We start from the raw sequence: 13,688 nt of genomic DNA on the forward strand, positions 1-13,688 counted from the left end.
TCACGCAACACCCAGCGGGTCTCCAGCCTGCGCCTGGTCTGCCGGCTGCTGGTCAGCTGCTCCGCCGATCCTGGGACCGCAGCAGCGACGCCGGACCTGCCTTGACGGTCGGAAAGCGGCCGGCCACCGCGTCCAGGGCCCGTTCGGCAGCCAGGCGCTCCCCGGCGTGGGCGTCCTGGCCGGTCTCGGTCAGGGAGAGCTGGACGGCGCCGTCGTCGTCGGTGAGCTTCTCGGCCCGCACCCCGATCAGCCGCACCGGCTGAGGGCGCTGCCCCAGGCCGAGCAGCAGAGAGCGCGCCGTGCTGTGCAGCTCGGCGGCGGACTGGGTGGGGTGCTGCAGCGCGTGGGACCGGCTCAGCGCGGTGAAGTCGCGCCAGCGCAGCTTCAGGCTGACGGTGCCGGCGCGGAGACCGGCGGCGCGCAGCCGGGAGGCGACCTTATGGCTGAGCCGCAGCAGCTCGACGCTCAGCTGATCGGTGGAGGAGATGTCCTCGGCGAAGGTCTCCTCAGCGCCGATGCTCTTCTCCGTCCGCTCCGGCTCCACCTGGCGCGGGTCGTGTCCCCACGCAAGATCATGCAGCTGCTCCCCGGTGGCCCCGAATCTGCGCTGCAGCGTCTCACGCGGAGTCACGGCCAGGTCTTCTACGGTGCGCAGACCCATCTGGTGCAGGGCTTCGGCAGTGCGGCCGCCGACCCCCCACAGTGCGGTGACCGGCAGGCTGTGCAGGAAGCTGAGCCGCTGGTCGGGCGGGACCAGCAGCAGTCCGTCGGGCTTGGCGCGGGTGGAGGCGATCTTGGCGATGAACTTCCGGTCTGCGATCCCGACGGTCACCGGCAGGCCGAAGCGCTGGCGAATATCGGCCCGGATCATCTGCCCCATCTGTTCCGGCGTCCCGAGCCGACGCACCGCTCCGGTGAGGTCCAGGAACGCTTCGTCCACGCTGACCTGCTCTTTGCGGTCGGTGAGGGTGTCGAAGTACTCCATGATCTGCGCCGAGAGGCTGCGGTACCGGTGCATCTGGGGCGGTATGACCACCGATTCGGGACTCAGCTGAACGGCACGTCTCAGGGGCATGGCCGAACGGACCCCGTCCTGCCGGGCCTGGTAGGAGGCAGAGAGCACCACGGAGCGGCCCTCCCCCGCGACGATGACTTTGCGGCCGCGCAGCTCGGGCTTGTCCAGCAGCTCAGCCTCCACATAGAAGGCGTCCATATCTGCGTGCGCGATGATCGGCGCTCGGCCCATACGGATAGGGTAGTCCCGTGATCGGACAAGACTTCGTGCGCAGGGTCAATGACCGCTGTGAGGACTTCCTGACCCAGCGCCGGGCGGAGGTCCGGGAGGTCTCTGAGGAGGCCGCGCCGCTGGCCGACGCCCTGCTCAGCCTGACTGCGGGAGGCAAGAAGCTTCGTCCGCTGCTGGGCTGGATCGGTTGGCGCAGCAGCAGCTCCTCCCGGGGCGCCGGGGAGGACGCAGCCGAGCTGCTCGGTGTGGCGCTGGAGCTCTTCCAAGCCGCCGCCCTGATCCACGACGACGTCATCGACCGCTCAGCCACTCGCCGGGGGCAGCCGAGCACCCATCGACGCTTTGAGCAGCTGCACGCCCGCCAGCACCTCGGCGGCGATGCCGCGCACTTCGGCACCACCGGAGCGATCCTCTCCGGCGATCTGGCCCTAGCCTGGGCCTCGGAGGCGTTCTCCGAAGCATTGACCGCTGCAGAGCGGGCCGGCACCACTCCGGACAGTCAGGCCCGGGGCCTGTTCGGGCGGATGCATACCGAGGTGATCACCGGCCAGTACCTGGATGTGCTGGCCGAGGTCAGCCGGCCGGCCGAATCGGAGGAGGAGGCCGTGCGCAGAGCCCGCAATGTGCTGCGCTACAAGGCGGCCAAGTACTCCAGCGAGTATCCGGTGCTTCTGGGCTGCGCACTGGCCGGAGGCGGCACTCAGCTGTCTCAGCAGCTTGCCGCCGCAGCGCTGCCGCTGGGTGAGGCGTTTCAGCTGCGCGATGACCTTCTGGGAGTCTTCGGCGATCCTGCCCAGACCGGAAAGCCGGTCGGTGACGATCTGCGCGAGGGAAAGCGCACCGAGCTGATCGCCTACGGCCTCTTCCGCGCTCCAGCGGACCAGTCTCAGCAGCTGGCGTCTCTGCTGGGCCGAGCCGACCTGACAGAGCAGCAGGTGGCCGCCGCACGGCGGATCCTCACCGACTCGGGGGCGGTACGGGCGGTGGAAGAGTCGATCGCCCAGCTGCGCGAGTCCGGCATGGCGCAGATTCGTCAGCTCTCTGCGGCCGGGGTGGATCCGGACGTGATCTCAGACTTCCATGAGATCGCCGAACGCCTGGTGAGCCGCACCACCTAGGCCTGCCGGCTGCACGTCGCAGCGGCGGGCACGGCGGCGGCTTCGGTACCCTGATGCAATGAGCACCGAGGAGAGCTGGATCGGCTCCGTGATCGATGGGCGCTACGCGATCGACAAGCGCGTGGCCCGCGGCGGCATGTCCACGGTGTATCTGGCCCGCGATCTTCGGCTGCACCGGGAGGTTGCGATCAAGGTTCTGTTCCCTCATCTGGCAGAGGACCGGAAGGTGGTGCAGCGCTTCGAGCAGGAGGCCCGGAACTCCGCGCTGATCTCCCACCCGAACGTGGTCCAGGTCCTCGACCAGGGTCAGACCCGCGAGACCGCCTATATGGTCATGGAGTACGTACCCGGGGCCACCCTGCGCACCCTGCTGAAGCGCGGGCCGATGACCCCCCGGCTCACCTTGGCCTACGCCCAGGCCATTCTCTCCGGACTCAGCGCCGCCCACCGGGCCGGTCTGGTGCACCGGGACATCAAGCCGGAGAATGTGCTGGTGTCTCCGGCAGGGCGGATCAAGCTGGCAGACTTCGGCCTGGCGCGGGCTGCCACTCACCATTCGGGGACCTCCACGCTGATGGGGACGGTGGCCTATATCTCCCCCGAGCTGCTCTCCGGGGAGGGCGCCGACGAGCGTGCCGACATCTACGCGGTGGGGATCCTGCTCTATGAGATGCTCACCGGCGTCCAGCCCTATACCGGGGACTCTCCGGTGCGCGTGGCCTTCCAGCACGTCAACTCCACAGTGCCTGCCCCCTCGGCCTATGTGCCGGGCCTGGCGGAGCCGCTGGATGATCTGGTGCGTCAGGCCACCCGCACGGACCCGGATGAGCGGCCGAAGAACGCCGATGAGCTGCTGGAGCTTCTGGAGACCACCCGCGCGCAGCTGACCGAGGAGCAGCTGGACTTCGACGGCGCGGCTGCCAAGCACCGCGGGCACCACCCGGAGGCTGCTCAGGAGGCCGATTCGGCCACGGCGGTCATGCCGGCCTCTGCGGCTGACCCTGCCGCGGACGCCGCTGCTGATGCCGACGGCGGCCCCACCGAGGCGATGCACCCGCAGGATCTGCCGGACGATGGGCAGGCTGCTGACTCTCACCCAGCAGGGGACGACGCCGAACCGGGCACGGAAGCCGGTGCAGCCGGCCCGGAGGAGACCGACCCAGATGCCACTGCGGCTCTGGGCGGGGAGGATTTCCCCACTGCCGACGACGGCGACTGGGAGGAGGACGTCACCACCGCGCTGGATCAGACGGCCGCTTCCCCGCCGCGTCCGCGCGCACCGGAGACCCAGCAGTGGGCCACGCTCTCCGTGGAGGACCGGCAGACGGTGGCCGAAGTGCCGCTGCCTTCGCGGCTGAGCGTCCAGGATCCGGACACCGCCGTTCAGCCGGCGGCCTCAGCGCCGCAGCGCAGCTATGACCCGCGGGCGGACAAGCGTGAGCGCCAGCGTCCGCTGCATCAGCTGGCCACTCCGGCCCCTGCTCGCCAGGGCGTGGCCCTCGCGCTGGTGATGATTGTGCTGGCTGTGGTGATGCTGATCGCCTACCAGCTGGGCATCAATGATGCGATCATCCCTGCGCTGGGCGACACTGCCGAATAGGTACTGCAGACAGCCCGCCCGGCGGCCTGATGCAGGGCACTAGGTCACCTGGGTGAGCGCCTCCGCCACCAGGAAGGCCATCTCCAGGGACTGCTTGTGATTCAGCCGCGGGTCCACCAGTGATTCGTAGCGGGCGTCGAAGGCCGACTCGTCGATCACATCGGATCCGCCCAGGCATTCAGCCACGTCGTCTCCGGTCATCTCCACATGCAGGCCGCCCGGGTAGGTGCCCGCGGCACGGTGCACTTCGAAGAAGCCGCGCACCTCGTCCATCACGTCGTCGAAGCGCCGGGTCTTGTACCCGTTCTTGGCGGTGATGGTGTTGCCGTGCATCGGGTCGGTCACCCACACCACCTGGGCGCCGGCGTCGCGCACCGCTTCGACCAGCGGGGGAAGCTTCTCACGCACATTGGCGGCTCCCATGCGGGAGATGAAGGTCAGCCGCCCCGGCTCGCGCTGCGGATCGAGCTTGTCGATCAGCGCCAGCGCCGTTTCCGGGGTGGTGGTGGGGCCCAGCTTCACTCCCAGCGGGTTGCGCACCCGGGAGAGGTAGTCCACGTGAGCGCCGTCGAGGTCTCTGGTGCGTTCGCCGATCCACACGAAGTGACCGCTGGTGACGTAGGGCTGTCCGGTGCGGGAGTCGATGCGGGTCAGAGCGCGCTCGTAGTCCAGCAGCAGCGCCTCGTGAGCGGCGTAGAACTCGGTGCGCTTCAGGCCGTCGAACTCCACTCCGCAGGCGTCCATGAACCGTACGGCGCGGTCAATCTCGCCGGCGATCTGCTCGTATTTGGCATGGGCGGGGTTCTCCATGAAGCCCTTGTTCCACTGCTGTACTGCACGCAGGTCGGCGAATCCGCCCTCGGTGAAGGCGCGCACCAGGTTCAGCGTGGAGGCCGACTTGTGGTAGGCGGTCACCATCCGCTTCGGGTCCGGGATCCGGGACTCCTCGGTGAAGTCGAACCCGTTGACGATCTCGCCGCGGAAGCTGGGCAGGGTCACTCCGCCGCGGGTCTCAGTGTCGGAGCTGCGCGGCTTGGCGTACTGGCCGGCCATGCGGCCCATCTTCACCACTGGGAGCGAGGCCCCGTAGGTGAGCACCACGGCCATCTGCAGGATGGTCTTCACCCGAGCGCTGATCTTATCGGCGGTGACTCCGTCGAAGGTCTCTGCGCAGTCCCCGCCCTGCAGCAGGAACGCCTCGCCGGCGGCCACCTTGGCCAGCCGGGCCTTCAGCTTGTCCACCTCGCCGGCGAAGACCAGCGGCGGATTCGAGGACAGCTCCTGGTAGGCGGCGTCGAAGTCCGGGTGCGAGCGCCAGTCAGGCTGCTGCTTCAGCGGCAGGCTGCGCCACTGGTCCAGACCCGGATACTCAGCCGCGCCCGAGTGGAGGATCTCTCCGGGGGCCGGCAGCGGGGTCTCAGCACGGTGCTCGTCAGCGATAGTCACGTCATTAGCGTAAGCGTCCGGCCGACCGGCCGCCTAATGCGTTCCAGCGCCGTTCCAGATGCTGAGAGCCGGTCACTCCGTCCCGCCGGAGCGCGCCTCGGCAGCTTCGGCGTAGAGCTGGTCGACCACCTCGGCGTAGTCCTTCATCACATCGGCGCGCCGGATCTTCATCGAGGGGGTCAGGTGCCCGGACTCGATGGTGAAGTCCTCCTCCAGCAGCCGGAACTCGCGGATGGACTCGGCCCGGGAGACTGATTGATTGGCCTTGTCCACCACCGACTGGACGTGCTGGACGATCTCCGGGTGCTTGATCAGCTCAGCCATCGGAGTATCGGTGGGAATGCCCTTGCGCTCCAGCCACGCCGGCAGCGTCTCCGGATCCAGGGTGATCAGGGCGGCGACGAACGGTCTGCCGTCGCCGACGACCACCACTTGGGAGACGATGGCGTCGGCCCGGATCTGGTCCTCCAGCTGAGCCGGGGAGACATTCTTGCCGGCAGCGGTGACCAGGATCTCCTTCTTCCGGCCGGTGATGGTGAGGAAGCCGTCCTCATCAAGAGTGCCGATGTCGCCGGTGCGGAACCAGCCGTCCTCGGTGAAGGTCTCCTCAGCCAGCTCAGGACGGTTGTGGTATCCGGTGAAGACGCACACGCCCTTTCCGAGCACTTCGCCGTCGTCGGCGATCTTCACCGCGCAGCCGGCAAGCGGCTGGCCCACGGTGCCGATCTTGGAGTTCTCCGGGGTGTTGACCGTCAGCGGCGCAGTGGTCTCGGTGAGGCCGTAGCCCTCCATGACGTGGACGCCGATGCCGTTGAAGAAGTGGCCCAGTCGGCGGCCCAGCGGCGAGCCGCCGGAGACGGCGTTGGTGACCTGGCCGCCCATCCGCTCGCGCAGCTTGGAGTAGACCAGTTTGTCGAAGACTGCGTGCTTGAGCTTCAGCCCGAAGCCGACGGATCCGTCCTGCTTGGCGGCAGAGTAGTCGATCGCGGTCTGTGCGGCTTTGGCGAAGATTGCGCCCTTGCCGTCTGCCTCGGCCTTCATCATGGCGGCGTTGTAGATCTTCTCGAACACCCGCGGCACGGCCAGCAGGAAGGTCGGCTGGAACGTGCCCAGGTCGTCCACCAGCTGCTTGATGTCGGAGGTGTGGCCCACCCGGGCGCCGGAGGCTACGCAGAGCACTGAGATGAACCGGGCGAAGACGTGAGCCAGCGGGATGAACAGCACAGTGGAGGAGTCGCGGTTGATCACTGTTCCCAGCGAGGCCATCGAATTGAGGCTGAGCTCGGCGAAGTTGCCGTGGGTCAGCTCGCAGCCCTTGGGGCGCCCGGTGGTGCCGGAGGTGTAGATGATGGTGGCCAGGTCCCTCAGGCCGGCGGCGCTGCGGCGGGACTCCACCTCGGCGTCGTCGATCTGTGCTCCTGCGCTGCGCAGCTCGTCGAGGTCCTCGCCCTCGATCTGCAGCAGATGCTCCACCACGTCCAGCTTCTCCTGGGCCACGGCCCGGTCCACAGCCTTGATGTGCGGCTCGGATTCGGCGAAGACGACCTTGACCTGGGAGTCCTCCACAATCCAGGCGATCTGGGAGGGCGAGGAGGTCTCATAGATGGGCACCGTCACGGCTCCGGCGTACCAGATGGCGAAGTCCAGCAGCGTCCACTCGTAGCGGGTGGCGGCCATGATCGCGACCCGGTCGCCTGTCTCCACACCTTTGGCGATGAGGCCTTTGGCCAGAGCGACGACGTCGTCACGAAACTCGGATGCCGTCACGTCAGTCCAGGTTCCAGGGCTCAGCTGACGTCCGAACAGGGCGTTCTGCGGGTCCTGCTTGACCTGCCGCTCCAGCAGATCGGTGATGTTGAGATCGGGCTCAACCTCGACGGCGGCGGGGACAGCGTACTCCTTCAAAGGTCCAACTCCTCAGGTCGTCGTCGCGGGCGCCGGCGGCCCGGCGAGCCAGTCGCTTGTGGTTCAGTTCACACTATCCAGCGCCGCCAAAGGTTGTCCACCGAGCGTCCAGGGTCGGTTCAGACTTGTGCGCCGTCCCCAGCACCCCTGCGCTTGGAGGGCATCTGCAGGAAGAGGATGACGATGCCCAGCAGCACCACTGCGATCAGCGCCGGTGTGGTCCAGCTGGGGAAGCTCACCGGCAGGAACGGGAAGATGATCAGCGCCAGGATGCCCAGCAGCACCAGCGCCGCCCCGATCACCACTGCGGGCTTGGCTCCGGCCAGCGGGTTCTTCGGGTTCGGTGGGCGGAAGTCGTCCTCCTCCGCCAGGGTATAGTCCCGGGGGCCGCGCTGACCCAGGTTCTTGGGTATGGGGCGGCCTGGCTGAGGCTGGGAGGTTCTGCGGTAGCCGGCGCCGTCGTCGCGTCGTCTGCTCATAACACCAGCTTAGCGGGCCGCTGTGGCCTACAGTAGTACCGGTTGTCCGCCCCATCAGAAGAGGGAGAAGCTGCACGTGGCCTCGTCGTTGTTCTACAGCACCGCCAAACGGTTCGTGGTCGGGCCGGTGGTGAACACGGCTTTCCGCCCCTGGGTGAAAGGGCTGGACAATATTCCCCAGCAGGGCGCGGCCATCCTGGCCTCCAATCACCTGTCCTTCTCCGACTCTGTCTTCATCCCCGTGGTGGTGCCCCGTCAGGTGCGGTTCCTGGCGAAGAACGACTACTGGAAGGGCCGGGGGATCTCCGGGATGTGGAGCCGCTGGTTCTTCGACATCACCGGCCAGATCCCCATGGACCGCTCCGGCGGACGAGCTTCAGCGGACTCCCTCGACGCCGGGCTGCAGGCGCTGCGCGACGGCCACCTGCTGGGGATCTACCCGGAGGGCACCCGCAGCCCGGACGGTCGGCTCCACCGCGGCAAGCTCGGAGTGGCGAAGCTGGCGCTGCGCGCCCAGGTGCCGGTGATTCCGATCGCGCTGATCGGCACCGATAAGGTCCAGCCGATCGACAAGATGGTGCCGCGGGTGCGCAGGGTGGGCATGATCATCGGCGAGCCGATGTCCTTCGACTCCTACTACGCCAATGCCGAGGACCGGTTCGCTCAGCGCGCGGTCACCGATGAGATCATGTCCCAGATCATGCGGCTCTCCGGGCAGGAGTACGTGGACACCTATGCCTCCGAGGCGAAGCGCCGGATGGCGCAGCAGGCTGAGCGCGAGCGCGGCTGAGCCGCCGAGAATCGCCCGAGAGGCGATGCTCACCACTGGCGCCCAACGCCATCATGCGAGGACGCGAACTTAGTCGATGCTCGCCTCCGTGGGCTCGACGATCCGCCGAAGCGGGGCTTGTCCGCGTTCGTCATATGACCGACCCAGGGACAGCTCTGGCCCGAGAGCCAGTGGCTCCCACGGCGTCGACTGCTTAGGCACTCCGCGCGTCCACGTGTCCAAACTTTTCATGCGGCAACACTGCCCAAACCGGAATAGTGTCACTAGTGATACTGTTATTCCATGGCGAGTGATGCCAAGATCGCTAAACTGCTGGCCGCGATGCGGCGGAATCCAGCCGGTGTGCGTTTTGCTGATCTCACGAAGGTGTGTGATCACTACTTCGGGGAACCGCGGCAGTCCGGAACCTCACACCGGGTTTACCGAACCCCGTGGCGGGGTGATCCCCGTGTGAACATCCAGCCCACTAAGGACAAAGCCAAGCCGTACCAGGTCAGGCAAGTCCTGCAAGCGATCGAGAAGCTGAAGGAGGACTCGTGAGCAAAGCCGAACACTATACGTACCGTGTCAGCTGGTCCCCAGAGGATCAGGAGTATGTGGGCACCGTGGCTGAGATGCCCAGCCTGTCATGGCTGGATACCGACCAGGAAGCCGCTTTCCGTGGCATCCGGCAGTTGGTGGCCGATGTCCTTGTCGACATGCAGGAATCGGGGGAAACTCCTCCTGAGCCCATCGCAGAGCGCACCTTCTCCGGCAAGTTCCAAGTCAGGATTCCTCCTGAGCTGCACCGGCAACTGGCGTTGGAAGCAGCGGAGCAGAACGTCTCCCTGAACCGACTCGCTTCAAAGCGCCTCGTCGGAACCTAAGACGAGGCTCCACCAGCAGAGTGTGCACGCTTGGATTCAGCGCACTTCAGGCTCAACCTCCCCTGATCCCGTGGAAGTCGATGGGGTGCCCGGCTGCTGTGTAGGTGACGGCACTGCTGACCGCAGGGTGTATCCCTCCATCAGGGGGATGGTACGGGGCCGACCTGCTCCCCCGCCGGTAGGCCCGCCCTCGAGCCGCACCCAGTCCAGACCCACCAGCGGCTGCAGGAAGTCCTCAGCCGCCGAATAGGTCATCTCATCCACCAGCACCCGCAACTGACCGCAGAAGCCTGCATCGGTGGCCTCCACCCGCAGCGGGTACGGTTCAGAGAGCCCGCAGCAGCCGTCCGAGTAGCGCAGACTGCCGTAGACACCAGTCTCACGCAGCAGCATCCGCCGGCACTGGTCGGCGGCCACCAGGCTGCCGCCCGCATTGCCCCGCAGGTCCACTGTGATCTCCGGCTCCCCGGGGCGGGTCTGCAATGCCTCGCGAAACAGCTCAGGAGTCTCGCCGTCGAACCGGGAAATCGCGATCAGCGGCCCCTCCGTGATCACGAAAGGCTCCGGCTGCTGGGGCGCCTCCGTCCAGGAAACCTGCTCGCCCTCTGGGCTGCGGGCGGTGAAGCGGCGCCGCGGCGTCGTCATTTCCAGGAAGCGGCGAGCTGCCACCTGAGCGTGGTGCTGCGGGGAGGCGCCCACTGTGCTCAGCCAATGGCCGGGGTCACCGCAGTCCACGGTCCACCCCTCTCGTACTCCCGCCGTGTATGCGGCAGAGCCCTCTGGGACGCTGAGCAGACGGGCGCCGCCGTCGGTCATCAGAGCCCTGTAGGGAGGACGACGAACCCCCGGTCCGATCACTGCGGTATGAGCGTCGCCCAGCGCGGCGACCCAGCGCTGCACTGCAGACCAAAACTGTTCGGACACCCAAGGCTGCCCGCTGGCAGTGGCTTCCGGGCGGCAGGAGCGGAACTCCTCGGGGCCCAGGCCGCGCAGCCGCCAGTACGGATAGGTGTGGATGACTTCCTCGTCAATGCGGTCCAGGACCTGCTCGTAGTCGGAGACTTCCTCATAGGCGAGGGTGGTGTCAGGTGAGCGGGCCAGCGTGTGCAGCAGCTGCAGGGTGAGGCTGAAGTCCTCCGGCCGGCCCGCCCTGCTGACCAGCGCAGGGCCCACCGGCACGGCGGGGAAGCCTGATGAACACGACGAAGGTCCCGGCCCTCACCTCTCGGTGAAGATCGGGACCTTCATCTGCTGCTCTGAGCCACGCGTATCACCCCGAGTGTTTCCTCGGGGCCTGCCTGGAGAATAAACCCCAGGTCAGGGCTGTGTGCGAGGGGGGATTTGAACGGATCCGTTCCCCCTCGCACACGAAATCGTGAATCGGCGTTCTGCCGCATGATTCCGCGGTTTCTGCGAGGCCCACCTGTGGATAACTGCACCGCGATTCACAACCTAGCAGCGTCGGTAGCACATGAGTTAGCACATGAAAGCGGGCCGGATCACGAGAAGCGGCCTATCCGATGGCCACGCCAAAGAGTGCCCCAATGGCGTATGTGGCGATCATGGTCGCTGAGCCCATGACCACGTTCCGGAGAATTGCGCGACCGCGCGGCGCGCCACCGAGCGCAGCGCTGATCCAACCGGTGAGGAAGAGGCCGATCACAACTGCGATGGCTGCGATCCAAACTCGGTGTCCGCCGACGGGGAGCAAGATCATGATGAGTGGGATCAGCGCTCCAACGGCGAACGCAATGAACGATGACACGGCGGCTGCCCACGGGCTTGTGAACTCTTCATGGTCGATTCCGAGTTCGACCTCTGCGTGAGCGGCGAGAGCGCCCGTCTCGGTAAGCTGCACCGCGACCTGATGTGCGAGGTCATCTGAGAGGCCCCGCTGTCGATAGAGCTCGGTGAGTTCTTCAAGCTCCTCCTCGGGCATGGTTTCGAGCTCCCACCGTTCTTTTGCGATGAGCGCTTTCTCTGTGTCGCGTTGGGTGCTCACCGAAACATACTCTCCGCCAGCCATTGAGAACGCCCCGGCAACTACGGCGGCGATACCGGCCGTCGCGATTGCCAGTACGTTGTTTGGTGTAGCGGCAGCGACACCGACGACGACACCCGCGGTAGAGACGATGCCGTCGTTTGCGCCGAGCACCCCTGCACGTAGCCAGTTCAAACGTTGGCCCACGTTCTGCAGGTGGGCTTCGCCGGGATGCGGCGTGGTGCTTGAGTCGGATGCCATATTGTTCATTTCCTGTCTTGGGTCGTGCTGAAGTGAAGTTGTTCCGTCGATGCGACTGGTGATGATCGTGTGATTCGCTCAGATCGTGGGCCGACTGCACGGAGTGCGCCGAGGATGGCCACCAGGTCAACGACTTCTTGCAGCCACGCGCCGAGGAGTGCTGGGAGGAACCCGAAGGCGGCGATGAGCATGAGGCCGACGCTGATGATGATGCCGAGCCAGATGCTTTGCAGTGCGATCCGCACGGTGTCCTTGCCGATGCTCACCGCGCGCGGCAGGGCCGAGAGCGTGTCGTAGCGGTTCACGATGTCCGCAGACTCCGATGCTGCGGTTGCACCGCGCGCCCCCATTGCGAAGCCAATATCCGCAGCAGCGAGCACCGGGGCATCGTTGAGGCCGTCACCGACCATGATGAGCGGGCGGGGCTGCACGCTACTGACAATGCGAACTTTGTCGCCGGGGCGGCACTCCGCGTGCACCTCGCTGATTCCAAGGCGCCGCGCGATGGGTTCGGCGGTGGCTGCAACGTCTCCGGTGACCATGAGCGTACGCTCGATACCGAGTGCGCTCAGCTGACGGAGAGCCTGGGCTGCTTCTTCGCGCACTTGGTCGCGCATGACGATGGCTCCGGCGAAACGGCCATCGACTGAGACGTAGATTGCGAGTTCCCCTGGAGCAAGGTCTGCCAGCACGAGGTCCGGCGCGGAGTGGCGCACCCAGGAGGGCTTGCCGACACGAACCGTCACTGCCTCAGGTGCGTCAGGAGTGCGGAACACAGCCGCGACTCCGTTTGTCGCGATCTCCTCGGCATGTTCGGCTTCGACGAGCGACAAGCCGTGCTGTTTCGCGGCCTGCACGACGGAGTCCGCAAGCACGTGAGAGGAGTACACCTCCGCTGAGGCTGCGAAACGCAGCAGCTCGTCTTCGCTGGCGCGGTCGGCGGGCAGAAGGCGTTCGAGCACTGGCTTGCCGGTAGTGATGGTGCCGGTCTTATCGAATGCCGCCGAGCGGGCTCGTGAAAGCTGTTCGAGGGTGCCGCCGCCCTTGACGATCAGCCCGAACCTCGCGGCACGGCTCATGCCACCGAGAAACGCGACCGGCGCGGCGATCAGCAGCGGGCATGGGGTCGCCACCACCAGCACCTCGGCAAACCGGACAGCCTCTCCACTGACCGCCCACGCGATCCCGGCGATCACGAGCGCGAGCACTGTGAACGGCACCGCGTACCGATCTGCGAGCCGCACGACTTTGGCTTTGCTCCCCGCGGCTTGTTCGACGAGCCGAACAATCTGCTGATACTCGCTCTCGGCGGCCGGAGCCGCAGCCCGCATGGTGACTGCGGCTTGTCCATTCACCGCACCGCTCGACACTTTCTCTCCCGCGTCACGCTCAACGGGCAGACTTTCACCGGTCAATGACGACTCATCGAACACGGCGTGCTCGGAGACGAGGATCGAGTCCACAGGCACGAGTGCACCCGGCCGCACCAACAACAGATCACCCACCTCGACTTCTTCGACCGGTATGTCCTCGGTCGTGACCTCGGCAGTATGCCCGTGCATGTCCGCGCCGGGTGCGCTTGGGGCGAGGATGCGCGTGGCCTGCTGGGGTGCCTTACGCAGCAGCGCGGTCAGTTCCCGCTTCGAACGGTTCTCAGCGTAATCTTCGAGGGCCGCCCCGCCGGTGAGCATCAGCACCACCACGAGCGCCGCCCACGGCTCCCCAACGAGCACTGCAGCGGTGATTGCCGTCACCGCAAGAATGTCGAGCCCGGCGTGCCCTCGGATGAGCTGCCGGATCATCCCGACCGCCTCCCACCCGGCAATCACGAGCGCATACGCACCCACAATCCAGCTGGCCGACTCAATGGCCGGAGTCGCTAAAAGAACCAACCCGATCATAGCCACCAACAGTGTTGCGATCACGAGTGGATATGCCCTGACCAGAGATGAAAAACGGCTCATGCTTCAATCCTCCCAGGCGGGCACGCTTCTCG

The 13,688-nt window shown here is 66.5% G+C and carries 12 protein-coding genes; 5 read left to right on the forward strand and 7 right to left on the reverse strand.

All coding sequences use genetic code 11. The features are described 5' to 3' along the window. Positions 1-52: 52 nt before the first annotated feature. The gene (gene dinB, locus Q1K09_RS09050) at positions 53-1,246 is read right to left on the reverse strand and encodes a DNA polymerase IV (RefSeq protein ID WP_300344909.1); all 1,194 of its coding nucleotides are present in this window, start codon (positions 1,244-1,246) and stop codon (positions 53-55) included. Positions 1,247-1,263: 17 nt separating this feature from the next. On the opposite strand from dinB, the gene Q1K09_RS09055 reads away from it, so the two are divergent. Together Q1K09_RS09055 and Q1K09_RS09060 are read left to right on the forward strand one after the other, a co-directional pair. Next, the gene (locus tag Q1K09_RS09055; protein ID WP_300344912.1) at positions 1,264-2,364 is read left to right on the forward strand and encodes a polyprenyl synthetase family protein; all 1,101 of its coding nucleotides are present in this window, start codon (positions 1,264-1,266) and stop codon (positions 2,362-2,364) included. A gap of 58 nt (positions 2,365-2,422) precedes the next feature. Beyond that, positions 2,423-3,964, forward strand: a complete 1,542-nt coding sequence (locus Q1K09_RS09060) for a protein kinase (RefSeq protein WP_300344914.1) — start codon at positions 2,423-2,425, stop codon at positions 3,962-3,964. A gap of 39 nt (positions 3,965-4,003) precedes the next feature. Here the strand turns inward: Q1K09_RS09060 and Q1K09_RS09065 are convergent, their stop codons facing one another. The 3 genes from Q1K09_RS09065 to Q1K09_RS09075 all read right to left on the reverse strand — a co-directional run bounded on the left by Q1K09_RS09065 (position 4,004) and on the right by Q1K09_RS09075 (position 7,794). Next, the gene (locus Q1K09_RS09065; RefSeq protein ID WP_300344939.1) at positions 4,004-5,404 is read right to left on the reverse strand and encodes a class II 3-deoxy-7-phosphoheptulonate synthase; all 1,401 of its coding nucleotides are present in this window, start codon (positions 5,402-5,404) and stop codon (positions 4,004-4,006) included. A gap of 78 nt (positions 5,405-5,482) precedes the next feature. Further along, a complete protein-coding gene (locus tag Q1K09_RS09070; protein ID WP_300344916.1) occupies positions 5,483-7,315 on the reverse strand; it encodes a long-chain fatty acid--CoA ligase in 1,833 nt (610 codons plus the stop codon). Positions 7,316-7,434: 119 nt separating this feature from the next. Beyond that, positions 7,435-7,794, reverse strand: coding sequence for a hypothetical protein (locus tag Q1K09_RS09075; RefSeq protein WP_300344919.1), 360 nt, complete (start codon positions 7,792-7,794; stop codon positions 7,435-7,437). Positions 7,795-7,882: 88 nt separating this feature from the next. On the opposite strand from Q1K09_RS09075, the gene Q1K09_RS09080 reads away from it, so the two are divergent. The 3 genes from Q1K09_RS09080 (at position 7,883) to Q1K09_RS09090 (ending at position 9,450) form a co-directional block, all read left to right on the forward strand. Further along, positions 7,883-8,584 carry a lysophospholipid acyltransferase family protein gene (locus Q1K09_RS09080; protein WP_300344941.1) on the forward strand — a complete coding sequence of 234 codons (702 nt, stop codon included), beginning with the start codon at positions 7,883-7,885 and terminating at the stop codon, positions 8,582-8,584. A 282-nt stretch (positions 8,585-8,866) separates the two neighbouring features. Beyond that, positions 8,867-9,124, forward strand: a complete 258-nt coding sequence (locus Q1K09_RS09085; RefSeq protein ID WP_300344921.1) for a toxin HicA — start codon at positions 8,867-8,869, stop codon at positions 9,122-9,124. Next, the gene (locus Q1K09_RS09090; RefSeq protein WP_300344924.1) at positions 9,121-9,450 is read left to right on the forward strand and encodes a type II toxin-antitoxin system HicB family antitoxin; all 330 of its coding nucleotides are present in this window, start codon (positions 9,121-9,123) and stop codon (positions 9,448-9,450) included. Before Q1K09_RS09085 ends, Q1K09_RS09090 begins: the two co-directional genes overlap by 4 nt. A gap of 36 nt (positions 9,451-9,486) precedes the next feature. On the opposite strand, the gene Q1K09_RS09095 is transcribed toward Q1K09_RS09090, so the two are convergent. The 3 genes from Q1K09_RS09095 to Q1K09_RS09105 form a co-directional block, all read right to left on the reverse strand. After that, on the reverse strand, positions 9,487-10,629 hold the full coding sequence (locus Q1K09_RS09095) for a S41 family peptidase (RefSeq protein WP_300344926.1): 1,143 nt from the start codon (positions 10,627-10,629) through the stop codon (positions 9,487-9,489). A 334-nt stretch (positions 10,630-10,963) separates the two neighbouring features. Further along, on the reverse strand, positions 10,964-11,692 hold the full coding sequence (locus Q1K09_RS09100; protein WP_270106768.1) for a VIT family protein: 729 nt from the start codon (positions 11,690-11,692) through the stop codon (positions 10,964-10,966). Between the two features lie 5 nt (positions 11,693-11,697). Beyond that, positions 11,698-13,656, reverse strand: coding sequence for a heavy metal translocating P-type ATPase (locus Q1K09_RS09105; protein ID WP_054682432.1), 1,959 nt, complete (start codon positions 13,654-13,656; stop codon positions 11,698-11,700). Positions 13,657-13,688 lie beyond the last annotated feature (32 nt).

The organism is Nesterenkonia sp. (genome assembly GCF_029265375.1).
Lineage (GTDB): Bacteria > Actinomycetota > Actinomycetes > Actinomycetales > Micrococcaceae > Nesterenkonia.

Excerpts from the sequence above, each read along its gene's own strand:
- dinB (WP_300344909.1), bottom strand. The coding sequence starts at position 1,246 with ATGGGCCGAGCGCCGATCATCGCGCACGCAGATATGGACGCCTTCTAT.
- Q1K09_RS09060 (WP_300344914.1), top strand. The coding sequence starts at position 2,423 with ATGAGCACCGAGGAGAGCTGGATCGGCTCCGTGATCGATGGGCGCTAC.
- Q1K09_RS09075 (WP_300344919.1), bottom strand. The coding sequence starts at position 7,794 with ATGAGCAGACGACGCGACGACGGCGCCGGCTACCGCAGAACCTCCCAG.
- Q1K09_RS09085 (WP_300344921.1), top strand. The coding sequence starts at position 8,867 with ATGGCGAGTGATGCCAAGATCGCTAAACTGCTGGCCGCGATGCGGCGG.
- Q1K09_RS09100 (WP_270106768.1), bottom strand. The coding sequence starts at position 11,692 with ATGGCATCCGACTCAAGCACCACGCCGCATCCCGGCGAAGCCCACCTG.
- Q1K09_RS09105 (WP_054682432.1), bottom strand. The coding sequence starts at position 13,656 with ATGAGCCGTTTTTCATCTCTGGTCAGGGCATATCCACTCGTGATCGCA.